The organism is Mannheimia haemolytica, from assembly GCA_900638155.1.
Taxonomy (GTDB): domain Bacteria; phylum Pseudomonadota; class Gammaproteobacteria; order Enterobacterales; family Pasteurellaceae; genus Mannheimia; species Mannheimia glucosida.
In genome coordinates, this window is record LR134495.1 from 944,833 (window position 1) to 963,243 (window position 18,411).

Below are 18,411 nucleotides of genomic sequence, written 5' to 3' on the forward strand. Positions count from 1 at the left end.
AAATGTTGTCCCCATCGTCTAGAGGCCTAGGACATCGCCCTTTCACGGCGGTAACCGGGGTTCGAATCCCCGTGGGGACGCCATTTAAAGATGATTTTTATTGTCTTCTGTTCTTTAACAATATAGAAACAAGCTGAAAAACTGAGAGATATTTCAAGTTCGTTACGCATAAGTAATTATACATAAGTGATAACGAATAAATTGAAAGTCTGAGTAGTAAAAAAATCTTGACTGAACAAAAGCAGTCAAGTGTTTAGTTGTAAAACTGACTTCATTGTTTTTTACTTTTTATTTCTAAGAAGTTTTAGAAAACATTTGAGGTTGTATAGTTAAGTGACTAAGCGCACAAGGTGGATGCCTTGGCAATCAGAGGCGATGAAGGACGTGCTAATCTGCGAAAAGCTTGGATGAGTCGATAAGAGGCGTTTAATCCAAGATGTCCGAATGGGGAAACCCAGTAGGTGAAGAACCTACTATCACCCAGTGAATACATAGCTGTGTGAGGCAAACCGGGAGAACTGAAACATCTAAGTACCCCGAGGAAAAGAAATCAACCGAGATTTCGTTAGTAGCGGCGAGCGAACGCGAAAGAGCCAGTTAGTGATAGCAGTGAAGTTAGGGGAATGTTCTGGGAAGGACAATCGTAGAGGGTGATAATCCCGTACCTTAAAACTCCATTGTGGTACTAGGCTAACAACAAGTAGGGCGGGACACGTGATATCCTGTTTGAAGATGGGGGGACCATCCTCCAAGGCTAAATACTCCTGATTGACCGATAGTGAACCAGTACTGTGAAGGAAAGGCGAAAAGAACCCCGGCGAGGGGAGTGAAATAGAACCTGAAACCTTGTGCGTACAAGCAGTGGGAGCAGATTTATTCTGTGACTGCGTACCTTTTGTATAATGGGTCAGCGACTTATATTTTGTAGCAAGGTTAACTGAATAAGGGAGCCGAAGGGAAACCGAGTCTTAACTGGGCGTCTAGTTGCAAGGTATAGACCCGAAACCCGGTGATCTAGCCATGGGCAGGTTGAAGGTTGGGTAACACTAACTGGAGGACCGAACCGACTAATGTTGAAAAATTAGCGGATGACTTGTGGCTGGGGGTGAAAGGCCAATCAAACCGGGAGATAGCTGGTTCTCCCCGAAATCTATTTAGGTAGAGCCTTGAGCGGACACCTTCGGGGGTAGAGCACTGTTTCGGCTAGGGGTCCATCCCGGATTACCAACCCGATGCAAACTGCGAATACCGAAGAGTGATACTCAGGAGACACACGGTGGGTGCTAACGTCCATCGTGGAGAGGGAAACAACCCAGACCGCCAGCTAAGGTCCCAAAGTCTATATTAAGTGGGAAACGAAGTGGGAAGGCTTAGACAGCTAGGATGTTGGCTTAGAAGCAGCCATCATTTAAAGAAAGCGTAATAGCTCACTAGTCGAGTCGGCCTGCGCGGAAGATGTAACGGGGCTCAAATATAGCACCGAAGCTGCGGCATCAGATGAAAGTCTGTTGGGTAGGGGAGCGTTGTGTAAGTCGATGAAGGTGGATTGAGAAGTCTGCTGGAGATATCACAAGTGCGAATGCTGACATAAGTAACGATAAAACGAGTGAAAAACTCGTTCGCCGGAAGACCAAGGGTTCCTGTCCAACGTTAATCGGGGCAGGGTGAGTCGGCCCCTAAGGCGAGGCTGAAAAGCGTAGTCGATGGGAAACGGGTTAATATTCCCGTACTTGTAATAACTGCGATGTGGGGACGGAGAAGGTTAGGTTAGCAGACTGTTGGATGTCTGTTTAAGCCGGTAGGTGGAGCGTTTAGGCAAATCCGGACGCTTATTAACACCGAGAAGTGATGACGAGTCTCTACGGAGATGAAGTAACTGATACCACGCTTCCAGGAAAAGCCACTAAGCTTCAGGTTATTATAAACCGTACTATAAACCGACACAGGTGGTCAGGTAGAGAATACTCAGGCGCTTGAGAGAACTCGGGTGAAGGAACTAGGCAAAATAGCACCGTAACTTCGGGAGAAGGTGCGCCGGCGTAGATTGTAGTGTCTTGCACACGAAGGTTGAACCGGTCGAAGATACCAGCTGGCTGCAACTGTTTATTAAAAACACAGCACTCTGCAAACACGAAAGTGGACGTATAGGGTGTGATGCCTGCCCGGTGCTGGAAGGTTAATTGATGGTGTTATCGAAAGAGAAGCTCCTGATCGAAGCCCCAGTAAACGGCGGCCGTAACTATAACGGTCCTAAGGTAGCGAAATTCCTTGTCGGGTAAGTTCCGACCTGCACGAATGGCATAATGATGGCCAGGCTGTCTCCACCCGAGACTCAGTGAAATTGAAATCGCCGTGAAGATGCGGTGTACCCGCGGCTAGACGGAAAGACCCCGTGAACCTTTACTATAGCTTGACACTGAACATTGAATTTTGATGTGTAGGATAGGTGGGAGCCTTAGAAGCAGTCACGCCAGTGATTGTGGAGGCGTCCTTGAAATACCACCCTTTAACGTTTGATGTTCTAACGAAGATTGCGGAACGCGGTCTCGGACAGTGTCTGGTGGGTAGTTTGACTGGGGCGGTCTCCTCCCAAAGAGTAACGGAGGAGCACGAAGGTTTGCTAATCACGGTCGGACATCGTGAGGTTAGTGCAATGGTATAAGCAAGCTTAACTGCGAGACAGACAAGTCGAGCAGGTGCGAAAGCAGGTCATAGTGATCCGGTGGTTCTGAATGGAAGGGCCATCGCTCAACGGATAAAAGGTACTCCGGGGATAACAGGCTGATACCGCCCAAGAGTTCATATCGACGGCGGTGTTTGGCACCTCGATGTCGGCTCATCACATCCTGGGGCTGAAGTAGGTCCCAAGGGTATGGCTGTTCGCCATTTAAAGTGGTACGCGAGCTGGGTTTAGAACGTCGTGAGACAGTTCGGTCCCTATCTGCCGTGGGCGTTGGAGAATTGGTTGGGGCTGCTCCTAGTACGAGAGGACCGGAGTGGACGCACCACTGGTGTTCCGGTTGTGTCGCCAGACGCATTGCCGGGTAGCTAAGTGCGGAAGAGATAAGTGCTGAAAGCATCTAAGCACGAAACTTGCCAAGAGATGAGTTCTCCCACACTATAAGTGTGTAAGGGTTGTTGGAGACTACGACGTAGATAGGCTGGGTGTGTAAGTGTTGTGAGACATTGAGCTAACCAGTACTAATTGCCCGAGAGGCTTAACTATACAACGCTCAAATGTTTTTAGGCTTGTTTTTGTATTGAGAAGAACGAATAAAGAAAAGATAAAGAAATCATAAGATAGAAAGGAATTTTCCCGACGACAAGAGTGCTGTGGTCCTACCTGACCCCATACCGAACTCAGAAGTAAAACGCAGTGACGTCGATGGTAGTGTGGTGATTCGCCATGTGAGAGTAGAGCATCGTCGGGGTTTTAATTTTAAGCGGGATTAAGTGAAAGCGAAAAGTGACAAAAGCGGAAACTTAATCAAAAGCGAAGCGCAAAGCAAAAACGAATAAAAAGTAAAAAGCTAAGAACAAGTAAATAAAAAGAAGAGCCGCCTGTAGAGATACAGGCGGTTTTTTGTTGTGGTGGTAAAGGTAAAAAACTCACGGAAAATGACCGCTTGTTAGGATTTTCATTGTATTTATGAAAGGGAAATGCAAGCGGTCGTTTTTTTATGAAATTTTACAATTAAATATTATAAATAGAATCTACAGAAAGCTTATGTTCAGACTATAATAACCCCTCATCACTTTTTGCAGTTTAACCTCTTTTGCAACAGATAATTTAAATTTAGGCGTTTTGGCTGCTCAGTTATTGCCATTATGATTATATTAGTTCACACTAAAATTTTAGTGTTGTTTCTTAAAGCTGAAGATGCTAATAGGTGAGTAAGCGGTTTTTACCACTTTGAAGATAAATGCAATAGCTTCTTGTTTGAAGGATTAGTTGTATTTAACCATAAAAAATCTGCACCTTAATCAGTTGGTTAGCCCAACTTTTAGGTGCAGATCATTCTAGTACGCTTTTCCGTTTTATTACCAATATGCTCGTAAGCCTACAACAGTCGTATAATTGCGAGATTTTGCGGTTTTTACATCATTAGTATAGTGTTTAGCACGAGTTGCTTGCCATTCAACAAAACCTTTTAGGTGTTTTGGAACAATGTAATATTCCGTTCCCAACATAAATTGGTTTCTTTTAACTTTGCTATCATTTGCCAAGCCTACAGCATTAAGTTTGTTTTCTTTATAAGCATACATTGTGTAAGCATTCCATTGATCGGTTAAACGATGGAGTAACACAGTACGAACTTCTTTTTCGATACGTTTGTTACCGATAGCATTTTGATCTTCCGTTTCACGGCGTTCTAAATCTAAGCCAAGGGTAGTTTTTCCGTAGGTATAAGCTGTACCGAAGGCAAGAGCAGTGCGTTCATAATTGCCGATAGATTGCTCAAAACGCTCACGGGTTGCACCTGTTGCTAATTTTAAGCTTTGGTTATCATCGATTTTATAGTTATAAATCGCTGCAGCACCCCAAATATCTTTACGTTTATTAGCTAAATCTAAGGCATTGTTTCCACGTTGGCTATTCCCACCATAGAATGCGCCAAGTTTTACTCCTTCAATGCCTTTGTAAACATATTGAACTGTACGGCGTGATGAACCTGTCAGTAAGCCATCGCTTAAGCTAAGAGTGTTTGGCAAGTCGGTTTGTTTCACTTCATCGGCAATATTGGTCATATTTCCGTATGTTAATTCACCGTATTGTTTATGTCCGATACCTGCGTAGAGTTGATGATCATAAATATGATCGAAGTTATGTTGTGAGCTTGAATCGCCACGCATACGCCATTCCACACGACCTAAAGCATAGAATCCGTGACCCACTTGCTGGGTTAAACGGAAACCAAAACGAGAGCCGTTGTTATCCACTGCGTGATTAACGTGGTTGCGGGTAGCTTTACCATTTACCGGTGAGGTTTTATCTGAGGTGCTTTCCCACTTAATACGAGCAGAACCAATAAATTCAATTTGTGTACCGGTTTCTTTATGATCGTAAATCGTAATAGCTAGAGCTGAGTTTGCGATTAAGGCTGATGCTAAAATCGCTAATGTTGTTTTTTTCATAAAAATCACTCCATATGAATAGATAAAGGGAGGTAGTGTATGTGAATATTCATTGCTAGACAATAATGTTTTGTTAGTTTATATGATGATTGGTTATAATAGAGTCACTTACAGATCTTCGATAATATTTAATATGAAACAACAATTCCCCGTTATTGGCTTAGTTGCCGGTGAGGTCTCTGGCGATATTCTTGGTGCCGGGTTAATTAAGGCGTTAAAAGTACATTACCCGGATGCTCGATTTATCGGTGTTGCAGGCTCTCGAATGATTGAGGCTGGCTGCCAGTCTTTGTTTGATATGGAAGAGCTTTCTGTAATGGGGCTAGCAGAGGTGGTTAAACATTTACCTCGTTTACTTAAGCGTCGTAAACAGGTTATTGATGGGATGCTTAAATTGAAACCAGATGTATTTATCGGTATTGATGCACCGGATTTTAATTTAACCGTTGAAGAAAAACTCAAAGCGAGTGGGATTAAAACAATCCATTATGTTAGCCCTTCGGTGTGGGCTTGGCGTCAAAAGCGGGTATTTAAAATTGCCAGAGCAGCTAATTTAGTGTTGGCATTTCTGCCATTTGAGAAAGCGTTCTATGATAAATTCAATGTGCCTTGTCGTTTTATCGGGCATACGATGGCAGATGCAATCCCACTCGAGCCGAATCGTGCAGAGGCGTGTTTAGCGTTAAATATTGATGAATCTAAGCGGTATATGGCAATTTTGGTGGGAAGCCGTGGTAGCGAAATTCAGTTTTTGGCTGAGCCTTTTTTGAAAGCCGCTCAGTTACTCAAGGCTCGTTTTCCAGATTTACAATTTTTAGTGCCAATGGTGAGCCAAAAACGAATCGAGCAATTTAATGCGATTAAGCAACAAGTTGCTCCCGAGCTGGAACTTAACATTATTCAAGGTAAGGCTCGACAAGCAATGATTGCTGCAGAATGTACGCTGTTAGCCTCAGGAACGGCAGCATTAGAGGCAATGTTGTGCAAGTCACCGATGGTAGTCGGCTACCGAATGAAACCGCTGACGTATTGGCTGGCGAAAAAATTGGTTAAAACCGATTATATCTCCCTGCCGAATTTATTGGCTCAAGCCCCATTAGTGCCAGAATTGATCCAAGAAGAGTGTAACCCGGAAAATTTAGCTCAAGAGTTAGCTCTATTTTTAGCTGATGATGAGAAAACCCAGCAACATAAAACATTGCTAAAACAGCAGTTTATGCAGCTACATCAATCAATTCAGTGTAATGCCGATGAGCAAGCTGCCCAAGCAGTTATTGATCTCTTAAACGGCTCGACAAGCGGTCAAATTTAGTTAGTTTTTTGCAAAAAGGAAAATTTATGTGGAAAGAAGTATTACTTAATTATGGTATTTTTTTATTAGAGTTATTAACTGTGTTTGGCATTATTGCGGTGGTGGTAATGCTGATTTTGGAATCGAAAAAGCAGAATGAAAACGGCTCAATTTCAATTACCAATTTATCTGAGAAATATAAAGAGCAGCAAAAATCCCTTTCCGGCTTTTTTCTAAGTGAAGAAGAATTAAAACATCAGGAAAAGCAGGAGAAAAAAGCAGCAAAAGAGAAAGCCAAAGCAGAGAAAAAACGCTTAAAAGCAGGCGAAGAAAGTGTAGAAAGCCCTTCCCGTTTATTTGTGTTGAATTTTAATGGCGATATGATGGCTCACGAAGTAAATTCCCTACGCCGTGAAATTGATGCGGTAATTAGCCTCGCGAATCCGGAAAAAGATGAAGTTTTACTTAAACTTGAAAGTCCGGGCGGTGTGGTTCACGGTTATGGGTTAGCGGCTTCGCAGTTGCAACGTCTCCGTGATCGCAATATTTATTTAACCGCAGCGGTAGATAAAGTAGCTGCCAGCGGTGGCTATATGATGGCGTGTGTGGCGAATAAAATTGTGTCTGCTCCGTTTGCGGTAATTGGCTCGGTAGGGGTGGTGGCTCAAGTGCCGAATATCCACCGCTTACTGAAAAAACACGATATTGATGTGGACGTGATGACTGCCGGCGAATATAAACGCACGGTTACTCTGGTGGGTGAAAATACCGAGAAAGGGAAACAGAAATTCCAGCAAGAATTGGAAGAAACGCATTCTCTGTTTAAGCAATTTGTGGCTCAACATCGTCCACAGCTGGATATTGAGCAGGTTGCAACAGGTGAGCATTGGTTTGGTCAGCAAGCGATTGAGCTAAATTTGGTTGATGAGATTGCAACCAGTGATGATCTGCTCCTCAATGCTATGAAAGAAAAAGAAGTGATTGAGCTAAAATATAAAGAGAAGAAAAAACTTGCTCAGAAATTGGGTTCTCAATTCGAGCAATCAGCAGAGAACCTGCTCACTAAGATTTTACATAAAAGTCGTTCAACGCTGATGTAGCGTATATATTATTAAAGGGCTATCGTTTATATAGCCCCTTATTTTATCAGTTAGTAATAGAATGAAGTATTTGTTCACTATTTAAATGACCTGGAATACTTTTCTTTAAATTGAGTGAAGAATCTAACAATAAATTATGTGGATATCCTCTTATTTCGGTTTGTTTAATAAAGTCTCCTTGTTCATCCAATAAAACAGTAATATTAGGATAATCAGATTCTATCCCTTTATACCATTCAATAAATTGATTGGTTGTTTTCTCGCCTTTATGCCCTGGTGAAACAATAGTAATAATTTCAATATCGTTATTTGCTTTTTGGCTTATTTCCTCAATTTCCGCCAATCCGGCTAGACAAATAGAACACCAAGATGCCCATGCTTTTATATAGATTTTTTTACCTTGATATTTATCAAGAGTAATTTGATTTTGATTGAGATCTTTAAGAGGAATATGCCCAAGATGAGAGTTTTCTTGTGCATAGCTGTTAAGACTCAACATCATTATGAGTAAACTAATTATTTTCTTCATCATTATTTATTTCCTTTAATCATATTTATTAAATAGCCGTAACCTTCTTTTTCCATTTGCTCTAATGGAATAAATTTGATTGAGGCACTGTTGATACAATAACGTAATCCGCCTTTATCTTTCGGACCATCGGTGAAAACGTGCCCTAAATGAGCGTTACCACTTCGACTTAGTACTTCCGTTCTTGTCATATTAAAACTATTATCTTCGGTATAGTTAACAACCTCATTGATAATTGGTTTGGTAAAACTTGGCCAGCCGCAACCTGAATCATATTTATCTCGAGATGAAAAAAGTGGCTCTCCGGTAGTAATATCAACATAAATACCCAGTGCGGTATTATCCCAATATTCGTTACTGAATGAACGCTCTGTATTTTTTCGTTGGGTAACGCTATATTGCAAAGGCGTTAATTTCATTTTTAATGTAGCATCGCTAGGTTTAGGGTAATCTTTTGGATCGATAATAATGCTATTTGCTTGGTTTAAATCAATGTGGCAATAACCATTTGGGTTTTTCTTTAAGTAATCCTGATGATACTCTTCTGCTAAAATATAATGTTTCAATGGCTCTACTTGCACTTGTATTTTCTGTTTATATTTTGCTTGTTGGGCTTGAATCTCTTTTAAAATGATTTGCTTATCTTGCTCATTTTGATAATAAATACCGGTGCGATATTGTCGACCAATATCATTACCTTGTTTATTTTTACTGGTTGGATCAATTACTTTAAAGTAATATTGCAACAGCTTTTCTAAAGAAATTTTATTAGCATCATAGGTCACGTGAACTGTTTCTGCATGATCGGTTTGCCCGATAATTCGGTAAGCAGTTTGCTCAGTTTTGCCATTGGCATAGCCCGATGTAGCCTCTTTTACGCCATATATTTTTTCCATATAGGCTTCAATGCCCCAGAAACATCCTCCTGCCAAGTAAATATCCTGTAAGTTTTCAGATCGCATCTCGTTAGGGTTTGTGATGTTTGCTATTGAGGAGGTGGTAAAGATAGCAGACACCAAACATAGTAACAGTTGATTGTATTTCATTCAGTTCTCCTTTATAACTTATGTAATTTTATTTTTTAAGGATGAGGGTTTAACCTTAAACATTCATAATTTCTTACTTTTTTGCTAAGATCAAAATTGGTTTTACTCTCTATAGGATTAGTCGAATATTGTTTAATATTCTCACAAAAAATTTTCTCAATATAACACTATGATTCATAACAAGATTTCTTTAGATATTTCATCGGAACAGCTTGCCGATATTCGTCAGCAAATGTTGAAATTTGCTCAGTTACAATTACAAGATATTGCTCTTGCTGAAGATATGGTTCAAGAAGCATTCGTTAATGCAATAAAAAATATTGATAATTTCCAGCGTAAAGCAGCATTGAAAACCTGGATATTTGCTATTCTAAAAAATAAAATTATTGATTATTTACGTAAAAAAGATCGTATAGTACTAGAAAGTGATCTGGCTGATGATGACGAAGAGAATCACTTTTTTGATAATTATGGGCATTGGAAAGAAGAATATTATCCTTCTAGCTGGCAGGAAGAGGCTGTTTATTCCAAAGAATTTTGGATATTATTTGAAGTTTGCTTAAGCAATTTACCTGCAAAACAAGCTAGGGTATTTATGATGAGGGAATATTTAGAGGCAACCTCAGATGAAATTTGTCGAGTAGTAAATATTACATCAGATAATTTATATACATTAATCTATCGAGCAAGGCTGCAGTTACAACAATGTCTTTCAAGGAAATTAACGGAGAGAAATAGATGAATTGCCGACAAGTAACAAGGTTAATTTCTGACTCAAAGGAACGAAAACTCACTTTAAAAGAGAAGATTGGCGTTAAAACACATTTGATTATTTGCCCGTATTGTCGTCAATTTAAACACCATTGTGAGCATATCAGCAAATTAATGAAAGATTTTGCTACAAAAGATGGGGAGTATTAAGTATGAAATTAAAGGTTAAAGTTGAAAACTTTAACCTTTAATTTCTCCTTAAATAGTGAGTTAAGCCTGATTATTTTCTTCTACCACAAAACAAGCAATCCGAGTACCGTCTTGATAGGTTTTTAGCTCTGGTCTTTCCACATAGCAACGATCGGTTGCAAATCGGCAACGTGCGTTAAAGGCACAGCCTTTTGGTGGATTAAGCGGGCTTGGTAGTTCTCCAGTGAGTTTAATCCGCTCACGGCGTTGCTCCGGATTCAAACGAGGGGTTGCGGAGAGTAACGCTTGTGTATAAGGGTGACGTGGATTGCTGAAGATAGTTTTAGTACCCCCTTGTTCCACGCAACGCCCTAAATACATTACCATCACTTCATCGGCAATATGTTCCACTACCGATAAATCGTGCGAAATGAAGACGTAAGACAAGCCCATATCTTCTTGTAAATCCATCATTAGGTTCAGCACTTGAGCCCTAACCGAAACGTCTAATGCAGAAACCGGTTCATCAGCAACCACAATGTCCGGCTGTAACATTAAACCGCGTGCAATCGCAATTCGCTGGCGTTGTCCGCCCGAGAACATATGCGGATAGCGGTCGTAAAATTCCGGTTTTAAGCCGACTTTCGCCATCATTTCCAGCACTTTTTCTTTGCGTTCTTTTGCGGATAAGTTAGTGTTGATCAGCAACGGCTCTTCTAAAATAGTACCTACTTTTTTCCGAGGATTGAGCGAGCTATATGGGTTTTGAAACACAATTTGGATTTTTTTACGGCGTAGTTGAGCCGTTTCTTTGTCATTGACTAAGAAATTCTGCCCATTGTAGAACAATTCGCCTTCTGTCGGGCTTTCAATCATGGTGAGCATTCGCCCCAATGTTGATTTCCCACAACCGGATTCGCCAACAATCGCTAACGTTTTACCACGTTCAAGGGTAAAGGAGACGCCATCTACCGCTTTTACCGTTTTCGGTTTAGCGAACATTCCCTTTTTAACCGGATAGTATTTTTTTAAATTAATCGCATCGAGAAGCGGTGCGTTTTTATCATTTTTTTGCAAATCGCTCATTTTAACCTCTCAGATGTTGTTCAAGTGCAAGTGGTGTTCCTGCGAGTGTTAAAGGAGTATGACATTTCACTTGGCGACCATTTAGTGTATGTAACTCCGGTTCAATTTCACGGCATTTGTCTGTAGCATAAGGACAGCGTGGGTTGAGCAAGCAACCTTGTGGGCGGTCATATTTACCCGGCACCACACCCGGTAGCGATTGTAAGCGAGATTTCCCTTCGGCAAATTCCGGTAATGCTTTGAGCAACGCTTGAGTGTAAGGGTGAAGTGGTGAGCTAAAAATTTCTGCTGCTTTACCCTCTTCTACAACCTGTCCTGCATACATCACAAGAATGCGGTGTGCCGATTCAGCCACTAATGCTAAGTCGTGAGTAATCAAAATCAACGCCATATTTTCTTTGCGTTGCAATTCAAGCAATAAATCAATAATTTGAGCTTGAATCGTTACATCTAATGCAGTAGTCGGCTCATCGGCAATCAACAATTTTGGACGACAAGCAATCGCCATTGCAATCATCACCCTCTGGCTCATACCACCTGAAAGCTGGTGTGGGTAAACCTCTAAACGGGATTCAGGATCGGGAATGCCGACCATCGTCAGCAACTCAATCGCACGCTCACGGCGGCTGGCTTTTGAGCCACCTTGATGCACTTTCAATGCTTCCATAATCTGATAGCCCACCGTATAGCTCGGATTTAAGCTGGTCATTGCATCTTGGAAGATCATCGAAACATCAGCCCCTACGATCTGTTGCTTTTCTTTTGGCTTTAATGCCAATAAATCATTACTGTTAAAATGTAATTTTTCAGCCATCACTCTGCCGGGGAAATCAATCAAGCCCATAATGGCGAGAGAGCTGACCGATTTACCTGAGCCTGACTCGCCTACAATGCCTAGCACTTCACCTTCATTGACTTGGTAACTTATACGATCCACCGCTTTAAATGGCGTTTTTTTATCGCCAAAATGCACGGAAAGTTGATCAACAGTTAATAATGCCATTTCGACTCTCCTATTGTTTGAGTTTTGGATCGAGGGCGTCACGCAAGCCGTCACCCATCAAGTTGAATGCTAAAACCAGCGATAAAATTGCCAGTCCCGGAATAGTCACCAGCCAGTTTGCTGACTGCATAAAGCCACGTGATTCGGCAAGCATTGTGCCAAGCTCCGGTGTTGGCGGTTGTGCACCAATACCTAAGAAGCCGAGAGCGGCAAGCTCTAAAATCGCATTTGAGATCCCCATCGTCATTTGCACGATAAGTGGAGCTAAACAGTTAGGTAAAATAACGACAAACATTAAGCGAAGCACGCTCGCACCGGCAACACGGGAAGCAGTCACATAATCACGGTTTTTCTCGCTTAGCACTTGGGCTCGGGTTAAACGCACATAGCTTGGAATGGAGACGATCGCAATTGCAATTGCTGCATTAATCAGAGAAGGCCCGAGAATCGTTACCACACCAATGGTTAAAAGCAGGCTTGGGATTGCCAACATAATATCGACTAATCGCATAATGATAATATCAAGCATACCACCGTAATAACCTGCAATTAAGCCTAAAATCACGCCAAAAACACAGGAAAGTAGCACGATTACTAAGCCGATAAAGACCGATAATCTGGCACCATAAATAATGCGAGACAGAATATCTCGCCCAATATCATCTGTTCCTAATAGATGAGCGGAACTGCCACCTTCTGCCCACACCGGTGGAAGTAGTAAAGCACTACGGTTTTGCTCGATTGGGTCGAATGGAGCAACCCATTGAGCGAATATACAGGCAAAAAAGACAATGGCAATGAATATAAGCCCGATTAATGCACCTCTGTTTTGACAGAAGTAATACCAAAATTCTTGTAATGGTGTTTTGGGTGCGGGTGGATTTACCGCCGTTGTTCCTGACATCATTAACTCCAACTAAAAAATATTTTTGTAAAAAACGGCGGAAATTAAACCGCTTGTATAACGCCCATCTTTACTAGAAAGGGGCTTCAAATTAAAGGAAATGCTAACTATGTCTAATTCGTGGATTGACAATCCCATATAGCAAATCTACCGCTAAATTCACTAGGATAATAATAGTCGCAATAATCAGCACTGAGCCTTGTAGTACAGGGTAGTCACGGCTGTTGATCGCATCAATAATCCATTTGCCGATACCCGGCCACGAGAAGATGTTTTCGGTTAAAACCGCACCGGAAAGCAGTTGCCCGACAATTAAGCCAACGACCGTTACCACCGGAATTAACGCATTTCTTAACGCGTGGATAATCACAATACGGGTGGTATTTAAGCCTTTGGCTTTGGCGGTGCGGATATAGTCCTCACCCAACACTTCCAGCATTGACGAGCGGGTCATACGGGTAATTACCGCAAGCGGGATTGTCCCTAGTACGATAGACGGTAAAATCAGCGATTTAATTGCCGCTAAAAATGCACCCGGTTCGTCTGAATTCCAAGTATCAATCAGCATAAAGCCGGTATTGGCTTCAATCCAATATTCAGACGGTAAACGCCCAGAAGCCGGTAAGCCGAGTGGGGTGGAGAAGTAGAGAATTAAAATTAACCCCCACCAGAAAATCGGCATTGAGTAGCCGGTCAGTGAAAGTGTGGTTACAGTGTGTGAAATCCAACTCTCTTTTTTCACCGCCGCAATCACACCGAGTGCAATCCCGAATACCAGCGACCAGAGTAGTGCAAAAAACGCCAGCTCAACGGTTGCCGGGAATAGGGTAAAAAATTCTTTCAACACAGGTTCGTTGTTACGAAATGAGTTACCGAGATCGCCGTGCAGCACACCTTTGATGTAGCTGATGTATTGTTCAAACAACGGTCGGTTAAGCCCAAGTTGTTCCATCATCTGTTGATGAACCTCAGGCGACAATCCACGTTCTCCCATTCGGATCTCAATCGGATCACCGGGGATAAAATGCACAAGGGCAAAAGTAATTAACGTAATGGCAATAAAGGTGGGTATCACCATTAGCACACGTTTTAAAATAAATGAAAACATTTAAAATCTCTTTTTTTGGAGTTTTATGTTTGAAGATAAATGTAAGGGCGAATGTAATTCGCCCCTACATTCATTCAGGACAAGCGGTCATATTTGCCAATTTTTTTACAAATCCGACCGCTTGTCGGCGGATTATTTGCCCGCTAAATCTACTTTGTAGAAGTTATGTAAGCTGAACGGACTCATCACATAACCTTTTACTTCTTTACGCACCGGGAAGTAAACGGTGGAGTGAGCAATCGTAATCCAAGGAGCTTGCTCTTTGAAGATCACTTGAGCTTGTTTATAAAGCTCGGTACGTTTTGCTTTGTCGCTTTCTTGAGCAGCCGCAAGCACTACTTCTTCAAACGGTTTGTGGCAGAATTTCGCATAGTTTGAACCCGCATCTACTGAAGAGCAGCTTAATAGTGTGTTCAAGAAGTTGTCCGGGTCGCCGTTATCGCCAGTCCAGCCGATCATTGAAGTGGCTGCTTCGCCTTGACGTAAACGTTTGAGGTATTCACCCCACTCGTAGCTGACGATTTTCGCATTCACGCCGACTTTCTTCCAGTCTTCTTGAATTAACTCCGCCATACGACGAGCATTCGGGTTATACGGACGAGAAACCGGCATTGCCCATAATTCGGTGTCGAACCCTTTCTCAAAACCGGCTTCTTTTAATAGCTCTTTAGCTTTTTCAGGGTTGTAGTCGTAATCTTTAATCTCGTCATTGTAGCTCCACATTGTTGGTGGAATCGGGTTTTTCGCTACCTGACCGGCACCTTGATACACCGCATCGACAATTGCTTGTTTGTTCACCGCAAAGTTCAACGCTTGGCGGACTTTTTGGTTGTCTAACGGTTTAATATCTTTATTCAGTGCTAAATAACCGATATTCATACCCGATTGGCTCATTACCTCGATGTTCGGATCTTTTTTCAGATTTTCAATATCCGCTGGGTTCGGGTAAGGCATTGCGTGGCATTCACCTTTTTGTAATTTTGCCAAACGCACGGAAGCATCTGGGGTAATGGAAAATACTAAGCGATCAAGTTTCGCTTTGCCTTGCCAGTATTGTTCAAAGGCTTTGTAGCGAACGCTAGAGTCTTTTTGATAGTCCACTAATTGGAATGGGCCACTACCGATAGGGTTGGTGTCGATTTTTTCCGGCGTGCCGGCTTTTAACATTTTATCGGCATATTCCGCAGAGAAAATGCTGGCAAATTCCATCGCTAAGTTCGCCAAAAATGGAGCATTTGGCACTTTTAAGGTGAATTTCACCGTGTAATCGTCCACTTTTTCCACTTTATCGATAATATTTTGCATATCCATACCGATAAAGTATTCGTAGTTACCGCCGGAAACTTTGTGGAATGGATGGTTTGGATCAAACTGACGGTTAATGGAGAACACAACATCGTCTGCATTTAACTCACGGCTTGGTTTAAATTCTTTATTTTCGTGGAATTTCACGCCTTTACGCAGGTGGAAGGTGTAAGTTTTACCGTCTTCCGAAATGTCCCATTTTTCGGCAAGAGAGGGAATAACATTAGTTGTACCGTCTTCAAAGTCGGTTAATTTGTTATAAATCGGGCGGGCGTTCACATCAAAGCTTGCACCGTCTGTTGATAGCACTGGGCTTAATGCTGAAGGCGAAGCCTCTAAGCAGTAAACAAAGGTTTTCGGTGCAGCAAAGACGCTACTTGAAGCGGCTAGCGCTAATGTTATTAGCGATAATTTAGTCATGTTTTTCATATTCACTCCGTTGTGTTTGTAATAGTTGTCTTACTCTACTTTTTAAGTAGAAGGCTTTGAATATACAATTTTTTGAGTTAACTGCAATCTTTTTTTAATACAAAACGGTGAGTTTTCAGTCAGATTTACAAAATTATGTGGAAATTCAACCGCTTGTCATCTCTTCATTAAAAAATGAGTGGATATTTTCTCACTATTTTTACTTCTCAAACCCTTGCTTTTCCGCTATTCTTAAAAAAATATCAAACTTAGAGATTTAAGGAAAGCCTTGCAGTTACCTCTACCTATTCATCAAATTGATGAAGACACTTTCGAGAATTTTTATAGTCAAAATAGTGAAGTGTTGCTTGAATCCCTCAAACGGAATTTTACGGATGTCCAACAGCCGTTTTTCTACATTTGGGGCGGAAAAAGCTGCGGTAAAAGCCATCTGTTAAAAGCGGTGAGTAATCACTTTCTGTTAAATCACCAAACCTCCAGCTATATTCCGCTTACGAAAGCTAACTATTTCTCACCATTGGTGTTGGATAATGCCGAATTACTGAATGTGATTTGCCTAGACGATATTCAGGCGATTGCAGGCGATGCTGAGTGGGAACTTGCCATTTTTAACCTGTTTAACCAGATTCGAGAGCAGCAAGGCTTGTTTAATGAAGGGCAAAAAACCTTACTGTTAATCAGTGCCGATTGCCCGCCTCATCAGCTTAATATCCAGTTGCCGGATTTACGTTCTCGTTTAACTTGGGGCGAAGTGTACCAGCTAAACGATTTAACCGATGAACAAAAATGCCAAATTTTACAGTTAAATGCGCACCAAAAAGGGGTGGAATTGTCCGATGAGGTCGCTCATTTTCTGTTAAAAAAAGCGGGAACGGATTTAGAGCAACTCTCTAAAATATTGGATAAGTTGGATAAAGCGTCTCTCCAAGCCCAGCGTAAATTAACCATTCCTTTCGTGAAGGAAATCCTCTCTCTGTAACAAGCGGTTTGATTCTTATCAAAATTTGCAAAACTTTTTGAAAATTTGACCGCCTGCTACCTCTAAAGAAGTAATTTATTTGCTACGTTAAATCAAAGGCTTATGATACACTTCGGCTAAAATGTTCAACCAGATGAAAAATAATGAACCAAACTGCCCAATATCAGCTTAAACTTAATCAGATTGCCTGCGAGCGGGGCGAGACCCGTTTGTTTGAAGGGTGCAGTTTTACAGTGCAAAGTGGTGAATGGGTGCAGATTGAAGGGCATAACGGCATTGGAAAAACCAGCCTGTTACGTATTTTAGCCGGGCTTTCTTTACCTGCGGAAGGTGAGGTGCTGTGGAACGATATTGCAATTCAAAAACAGCGTGACCATTATTATGCTGAGTTGTTTTATTTAGGGCATTATTCGGGGGTAAAACCGGAATTAACACCGTGGGAAAATTTGCGTTTCTACCAGAAAATCCAACAGTTGCCGCAAGATGATGATGCCCTTTGGCAAGCGTTGGCGAAAGTGTCGCTTATTGGGCGTGAAGATTTACCTTGTTCGCATTTGTCAGCCGGTCAGCAACGCCGTGTGGCGTTGGCGAAATTATGGCTTACCAATGCCAAACTTTGGATATTAGACGAACCCTTTACCGCTATTGATAAAAAAGGCGTAGCGGATCTGATTGCTCATATTGAACAGCATTGCGAGAAAGGTGGATTAGTGATTTTTACCAGCCACCAAGCTGCTGAGAGCGACAAAGTGCGTATTATTTCGTTAGATCAATTTAAAGTATGATTTTATTGACTATTATTCAGCGGGAACTCACCATAGCCTTTCGTAAACCCTCGGAGATTTTAAATCCGTTGTGGTTTTTTTTAATGGTGATTACCGTATTCCCGATTTTAATGGGGCCTAACCCCGAATTATTAGGCAAAATTGCCGGCGGCATTGCGTGGGTAGCTGCTTTGCTTTCTGCATTGCTTTCCTTTGAGCGGTTATTCCGTGATGATTATTTAGACGGCTCGCTTGAGCAATTAATGTTACTGCCGCTTGCCTTGCCGCAGGTTGCATTGGCGAAAGTGATTGCTCATTGGTTACTTACCGGCTTACCACTGATTTTGCTTTCACCGATTGCTGCCATTTTGCTTTCACTCGAAACTCACGTTTGGTGGGCGTTAGTGCTGACATTGTTACTTGGCACGCCGATTTTAAGTTGCTTAGGGGCGATTGGCGTGGCACTCACAGTCGGCTTACGAAAGGGCGGCACATTACTCAGTTTATTGATTCTCCCCCTATTCTTGCCGGTGCTGATTTTTGCCGCTGCGGTATTAGAAGCAGCTACCTTGAATATGGGCTATAGTGGACAACTGGCAATTATCGGGGCAATTTTAGCGGTTACTTTAACTTTTTCGCCGTTTGCGATTGCCGGTGCATTAAGAATTAGTTTGAACTAAGTTTTACAAATCTCCCCCTAACCCCCTCTTTGACTAAAGAGGGGGAATGTATCGAAGAAAGATGAATGTTTGGTATGCTAGATTGAGTTTCCCTCTTTAGAAAAGAGGGGCTAGGGGAGATTTGAAAGAGGTAGTTTTACAAAAATAAGTA

At 41.8% G+C, this 18,411-nt stretch carries 15 protein-coding genes, 1 tRNA gene and 2 rRNA genes; 10 read left to right on the top strand and 8 right to left on the bottom strand.

Annotated features, from left to right (window positions below):
* Window positions 1-7 precede the first annotated feature (7 nt).
* From EL242_RS04860 to rrf, 3 genes are all read left to right on the top strand, one after another.
* Window positions 8-83: transfer RNA gene (locus EL242_RS04860), tRNA-Glu, on the top strand.
* A gap of 244 nt (window positions 84-327) precedes the next feature.
* Window positions 328-3,226 (top strand): 23S ribosomal RNA (locus EL242_RS04865).
* An 89-nt stretch (window positions 3,227-3,315) separates the two neighbouring features.
* Window positions 3,316-3,431, top strand: a 5S ribosomal RNA gene (gene rrf / locus EL242_RS04870).
* Window positions 3,432-4,041: 610 nt separating this feature from the next.
* Here the strand turns inward: rrf and EL242_RS04875 are convergent.
* Window positions 4,042-5,136: a porin gene (locus EL242_RS04875; protein ID WP_126301723.1), complete on the bottom strand. Its 1,095-nt coding sequence runs from the start codon at window positions 5,134-5,136 to the stop codon at window positions 4,042-4,044.
* A gap of 133 nt (window positions 5,137-5,269) precedes the next feature.
* Here EL242_RS04875 and lpxB point away from each other — a divergent pair, with 133 nt between their 5' ends.
* Complete coding sequence (lpxB, locus tag EL242_RS04880) at window positions 5,270-6,448, top strand: lipid-A-disaccharide synthase (protein ID WP_126301724.1); 1,179 nt, start codon at window positions 5,270-5,272, stop codon at window positions 6,446-6,448.
* Between the two features lie 26 nt (window positions 6,449-6,474).
* The gene (sohB, locus tag EL242_RS04885; RefSeq protein ID WP_126301725.1) at window positions 6,475-7,527 is read left to right on the top strand and encodes a protease SohB; all 1,053 of its coding nucleotides are present in this window, start codon (window positions 6,475-6,477) and stop codon (window positions 7,525-7,527) included.
* Window positions 7,528-7,573: 46 nt separating this feature from the next.
* On the opposite strand, the gene EL242_RS04890 is transcribed toward sohB, so the two are convergent.
* Together EL242_RS04890 and msrB are read right to left on the bottom strand one after the other, a co-directional pair.
* The gene (locus EL242_RS04890) at window positions 7,574-8,056 is read right to left on the bottom strand and encodes a redoxin family protein (RefSeq protein ID WP_031200889.1); all 483 of its coding nucleotides are present in this window, start codon (window positions 8,054-8,056) and stop codon (window positions 7,574-7,576) included.
* A gap of 2 nt (window positions 8,057-8,058) precedes the next feature.
* Window positions 8,059-9,102 (bottom strand): peptide-methionine (R)-S-oxide reductase MsrB, encoded by a 1,044-nt coding sequence (msrB, locus tag EL242_RS04895; RefSeq protein WP_126301726.1) that lies wholly within the window; start codon window positions 9,100-9,102, stop codon window positions 8,059-8,061.
* Between the two features lie 169 nt (window positions 9,103-9,271).
* On the opposite strand from msrB, the gene EL242_RS04900 reads away from it, so the two are divergent.
* Together EL242_RS04900 and EL242_RS04905 are read left to right on the top strand one after the other, a co-directional pair.
* Window positions 9,272-9,844: a sigma-70 family RNA polymerase sigma factor gene (locus EL242_RS04900; RefSeq protein WP_006248476.1), complete on the top strand. Its 573-nt coding sequence runs from the start codon at window positions 9,272-9,274 to the stop codon at window positions 9,842-9,844.
* On the top strand, window positions 9,841-10,023 hold the full coding sequence (locus EL242_RS04905) for a zf-HC2 domain-containing protein (protein WP_126301727.1): 183 nt from the start codon (window positions 9,841-9,843) through the stop codon (window positions 10,021-10,023). Before EL242_RS04900 ends, EL242_RS04905 begins: the two co-directional genes overlap by 4 nt.
* Before the next feature lie 60 nt (window positions 10,024-10,083).
* Here EL242_RS04905 and EL242_RS04910 read toward each other — a convergent pair whose 3' ends face one another.
* From EL242_RS04910 to EL242_RS04930, 5 genes are all read right to left on the bottom strand, one after another.
* Entirely contained in the window at window positions 10,084-11,088 is a 1,005-nt protein-coding gene (locus tag EL242_RS04910; protein WP_126301728.1) for a peptide ABC transporter ATP-binding protein, read from the bottom strand.
* 1 nt (window position 11,089) lies between these two features.
* Window positions 11,090-12,091, bottom strand: a complete 1,002-nt coding sequence (dppD, locus tag EL242_RS04915; protein ID WP_126301729.1) for a dipeptide ABC transporter ATP-binding protein — start codon at window positions 12,089-12,091, stop codon at window positions 11,090-11,092.
* A gap of 10 nt (window positions 12,092-12,101) precedes the next feature.
* Window positions 12,102-12,995, bottom strand: coding sequence for an ABC transporter permease subunit (locus tag EL242_RS04920; protein WP_126302716.1), 894 nt, complete (start codon window positions 12,993-12,995; stop codon window positions 12,102-12,104).
* Window positions 12,996-13,098: 103 nt separating this feature from the next.
* A complete protein-coding gene (locus tag EL242_RS04925; protein ID WP_126301730.1) occupies window positions 13,099-14,103 on the bottom strand; it encodes an ABC transporter permease subunit in 1,005 nt (334 codons plus the stop codon).
* Between the two features lie 132 nt (window positions 14,104-14,235).
* Window positions 14,236-15,837 carry an ABC transporter substrate-binding protein gene (locus tag EL242_RS04930; RefSeq protein ID WP_126301731.1) on the bottom strand — a complete coding sequence of 534 codons (1,602 nt, stop codon included), beginning with the start codon at window positions 15,835-15,837 and terminating at the stop codon, window positions 14,236-14,238.
* Window positions 15,838-16,105: 268 nt separating this feature from the next.
* Between EL242_RS04930 and hda the strand changes: the two genes are divergently transcribed.
* From hda to ccmB, 3 genes are all read left to right on the top strand, one after another.
* Entirely contained in the window at window positions 16,106-16,816 is a 711-nt protein-coding gene (gene hda, locus EL242_RS04935) for a DnaA regulatory inactivator Hda (RefSeq protein WP_126301732.1), read from the top strand.
* A 143-nt stretch (window positions 16,817-16,959) separates the two neighbouring features.
* On the top strand, window positions 16,960-17,601 hold the full coding sequence (gene ccmA / locus EL242_RS04940; RefSeq protein ID WP_126301733.1) for a cytochrome c biogenesis heme-transporting ATPase CcmA: 642 nt from the start codon (window positions 16,960-16,962) through the stop codon (window positions 17,599-17,601).
* A complete protein-coding gene (ccmB, locus tag EL242_RS04945) occupies window positions 17,598-18,260 on the top strand; it encodes a heme exporter protein CcmB (protein WP_006248486.1) in 663 nt (220 codons plus the stop codon). The genes ccmA and ccmB overlap by 4 nt, the downstream gene beginning before the upstream one ends.
* Window positions 18,261-18,411: the final 151 nt, after the last annotated feature.

Bases quoted from the DNA above. Each gene is read 5' to 3' on its own strand.
- EL242_RS04900 (WP_006248476.1), top strand. From the start codon at position 9,272: ATGATTCATAACAAGATTTCTTTAGATATTTCATCGGAACAGCTTGCC.
- EL242_RS04905 (WP_126301727.1), top strand. From the start codon at position 9,841: ATGAATTGCCGACAAGTAACAAGGTTAATTTCTGACTCAAAGGAACGA.
- dppD (WP_126301729.1), bottom strand. From the start codon at position 12,091: ATGGCATTATTAACTGTTGATCAACTTTCCGTGCATTTTGGCGATAAA.
- lpxB (WP_126301724.1), top strand. From the start codon at position 5,270: ATGAAACAACAATTCCCCGTTATTGGCTTAGTTGCCGGTGAGGTCTCT.
- EL242_RS04925 (WP_126301730.1), bottom strand. From the start codon at position 14,103: ATGTTTTCATTTATTTTAAAACGTGTGCTAATGGTGATACCCACCTTT.
- EL242_RS04910 (WP_126301728.1), bottom strand. From the start codon at position 11,088: ATGAGCGATTTGCAAAAAAATGATAAAAACGCACCGCTTCTCGATGCG.
- EL242_RS04890 (WP_031200889.1), bottom strand. From the start codon at position 8,056: ATGAAGAAAATAATTAGTTTACTCATAATGATGTTGAGTCTTAACAGC.
- ccmB (WP_006248486.1), top strand. From the start codon at position 17,598: ATGATTTTATTGACTATTATTCAGCGGGAACTCACCATAGCCTTTCGT.
- sohB (WP_126301725.1), top strand. From the start codon at position 6,475: ATGTGGAAAGAAGTATTACTTAATTATGGTATTTTTTTATTAGAGTTA.
- EL242_RS04875 (WP_126301723.1), bottom strand. From the start codon at position 5,136: ATGAAAAAAACAACATTAGCGATTTTAGCATCAGCCTTAATCGCAAAC.
- ccmA (WP_126301733.1), top strand. From the start codon at position 16,960: ATGAACCAAACTGCCCAATATCAGCTTAAACTTAATCAGATTGCCTGC.
- EL242_RS04930 (WP_126301731.1), bottom strand. From the start codon at position 15,837: ATGAAAAACATGACTAAATTATCGCTAATAACATTAGCGCTAGCCGCT.
- EL242_RS04920 (WP_126302716.1), bottom strand. From the start codon at position 12,995: ATGTCAGGAACAACGGCGGTAAATCCACCCGCACCCAAAACACCATTA.
- msrB (WP_126301726.1), bottom strand. From the start codon at position 9,102: ATGAAATACAATCAACTGTTACTATGTTTGGTGTCTGCTATCTTTACC.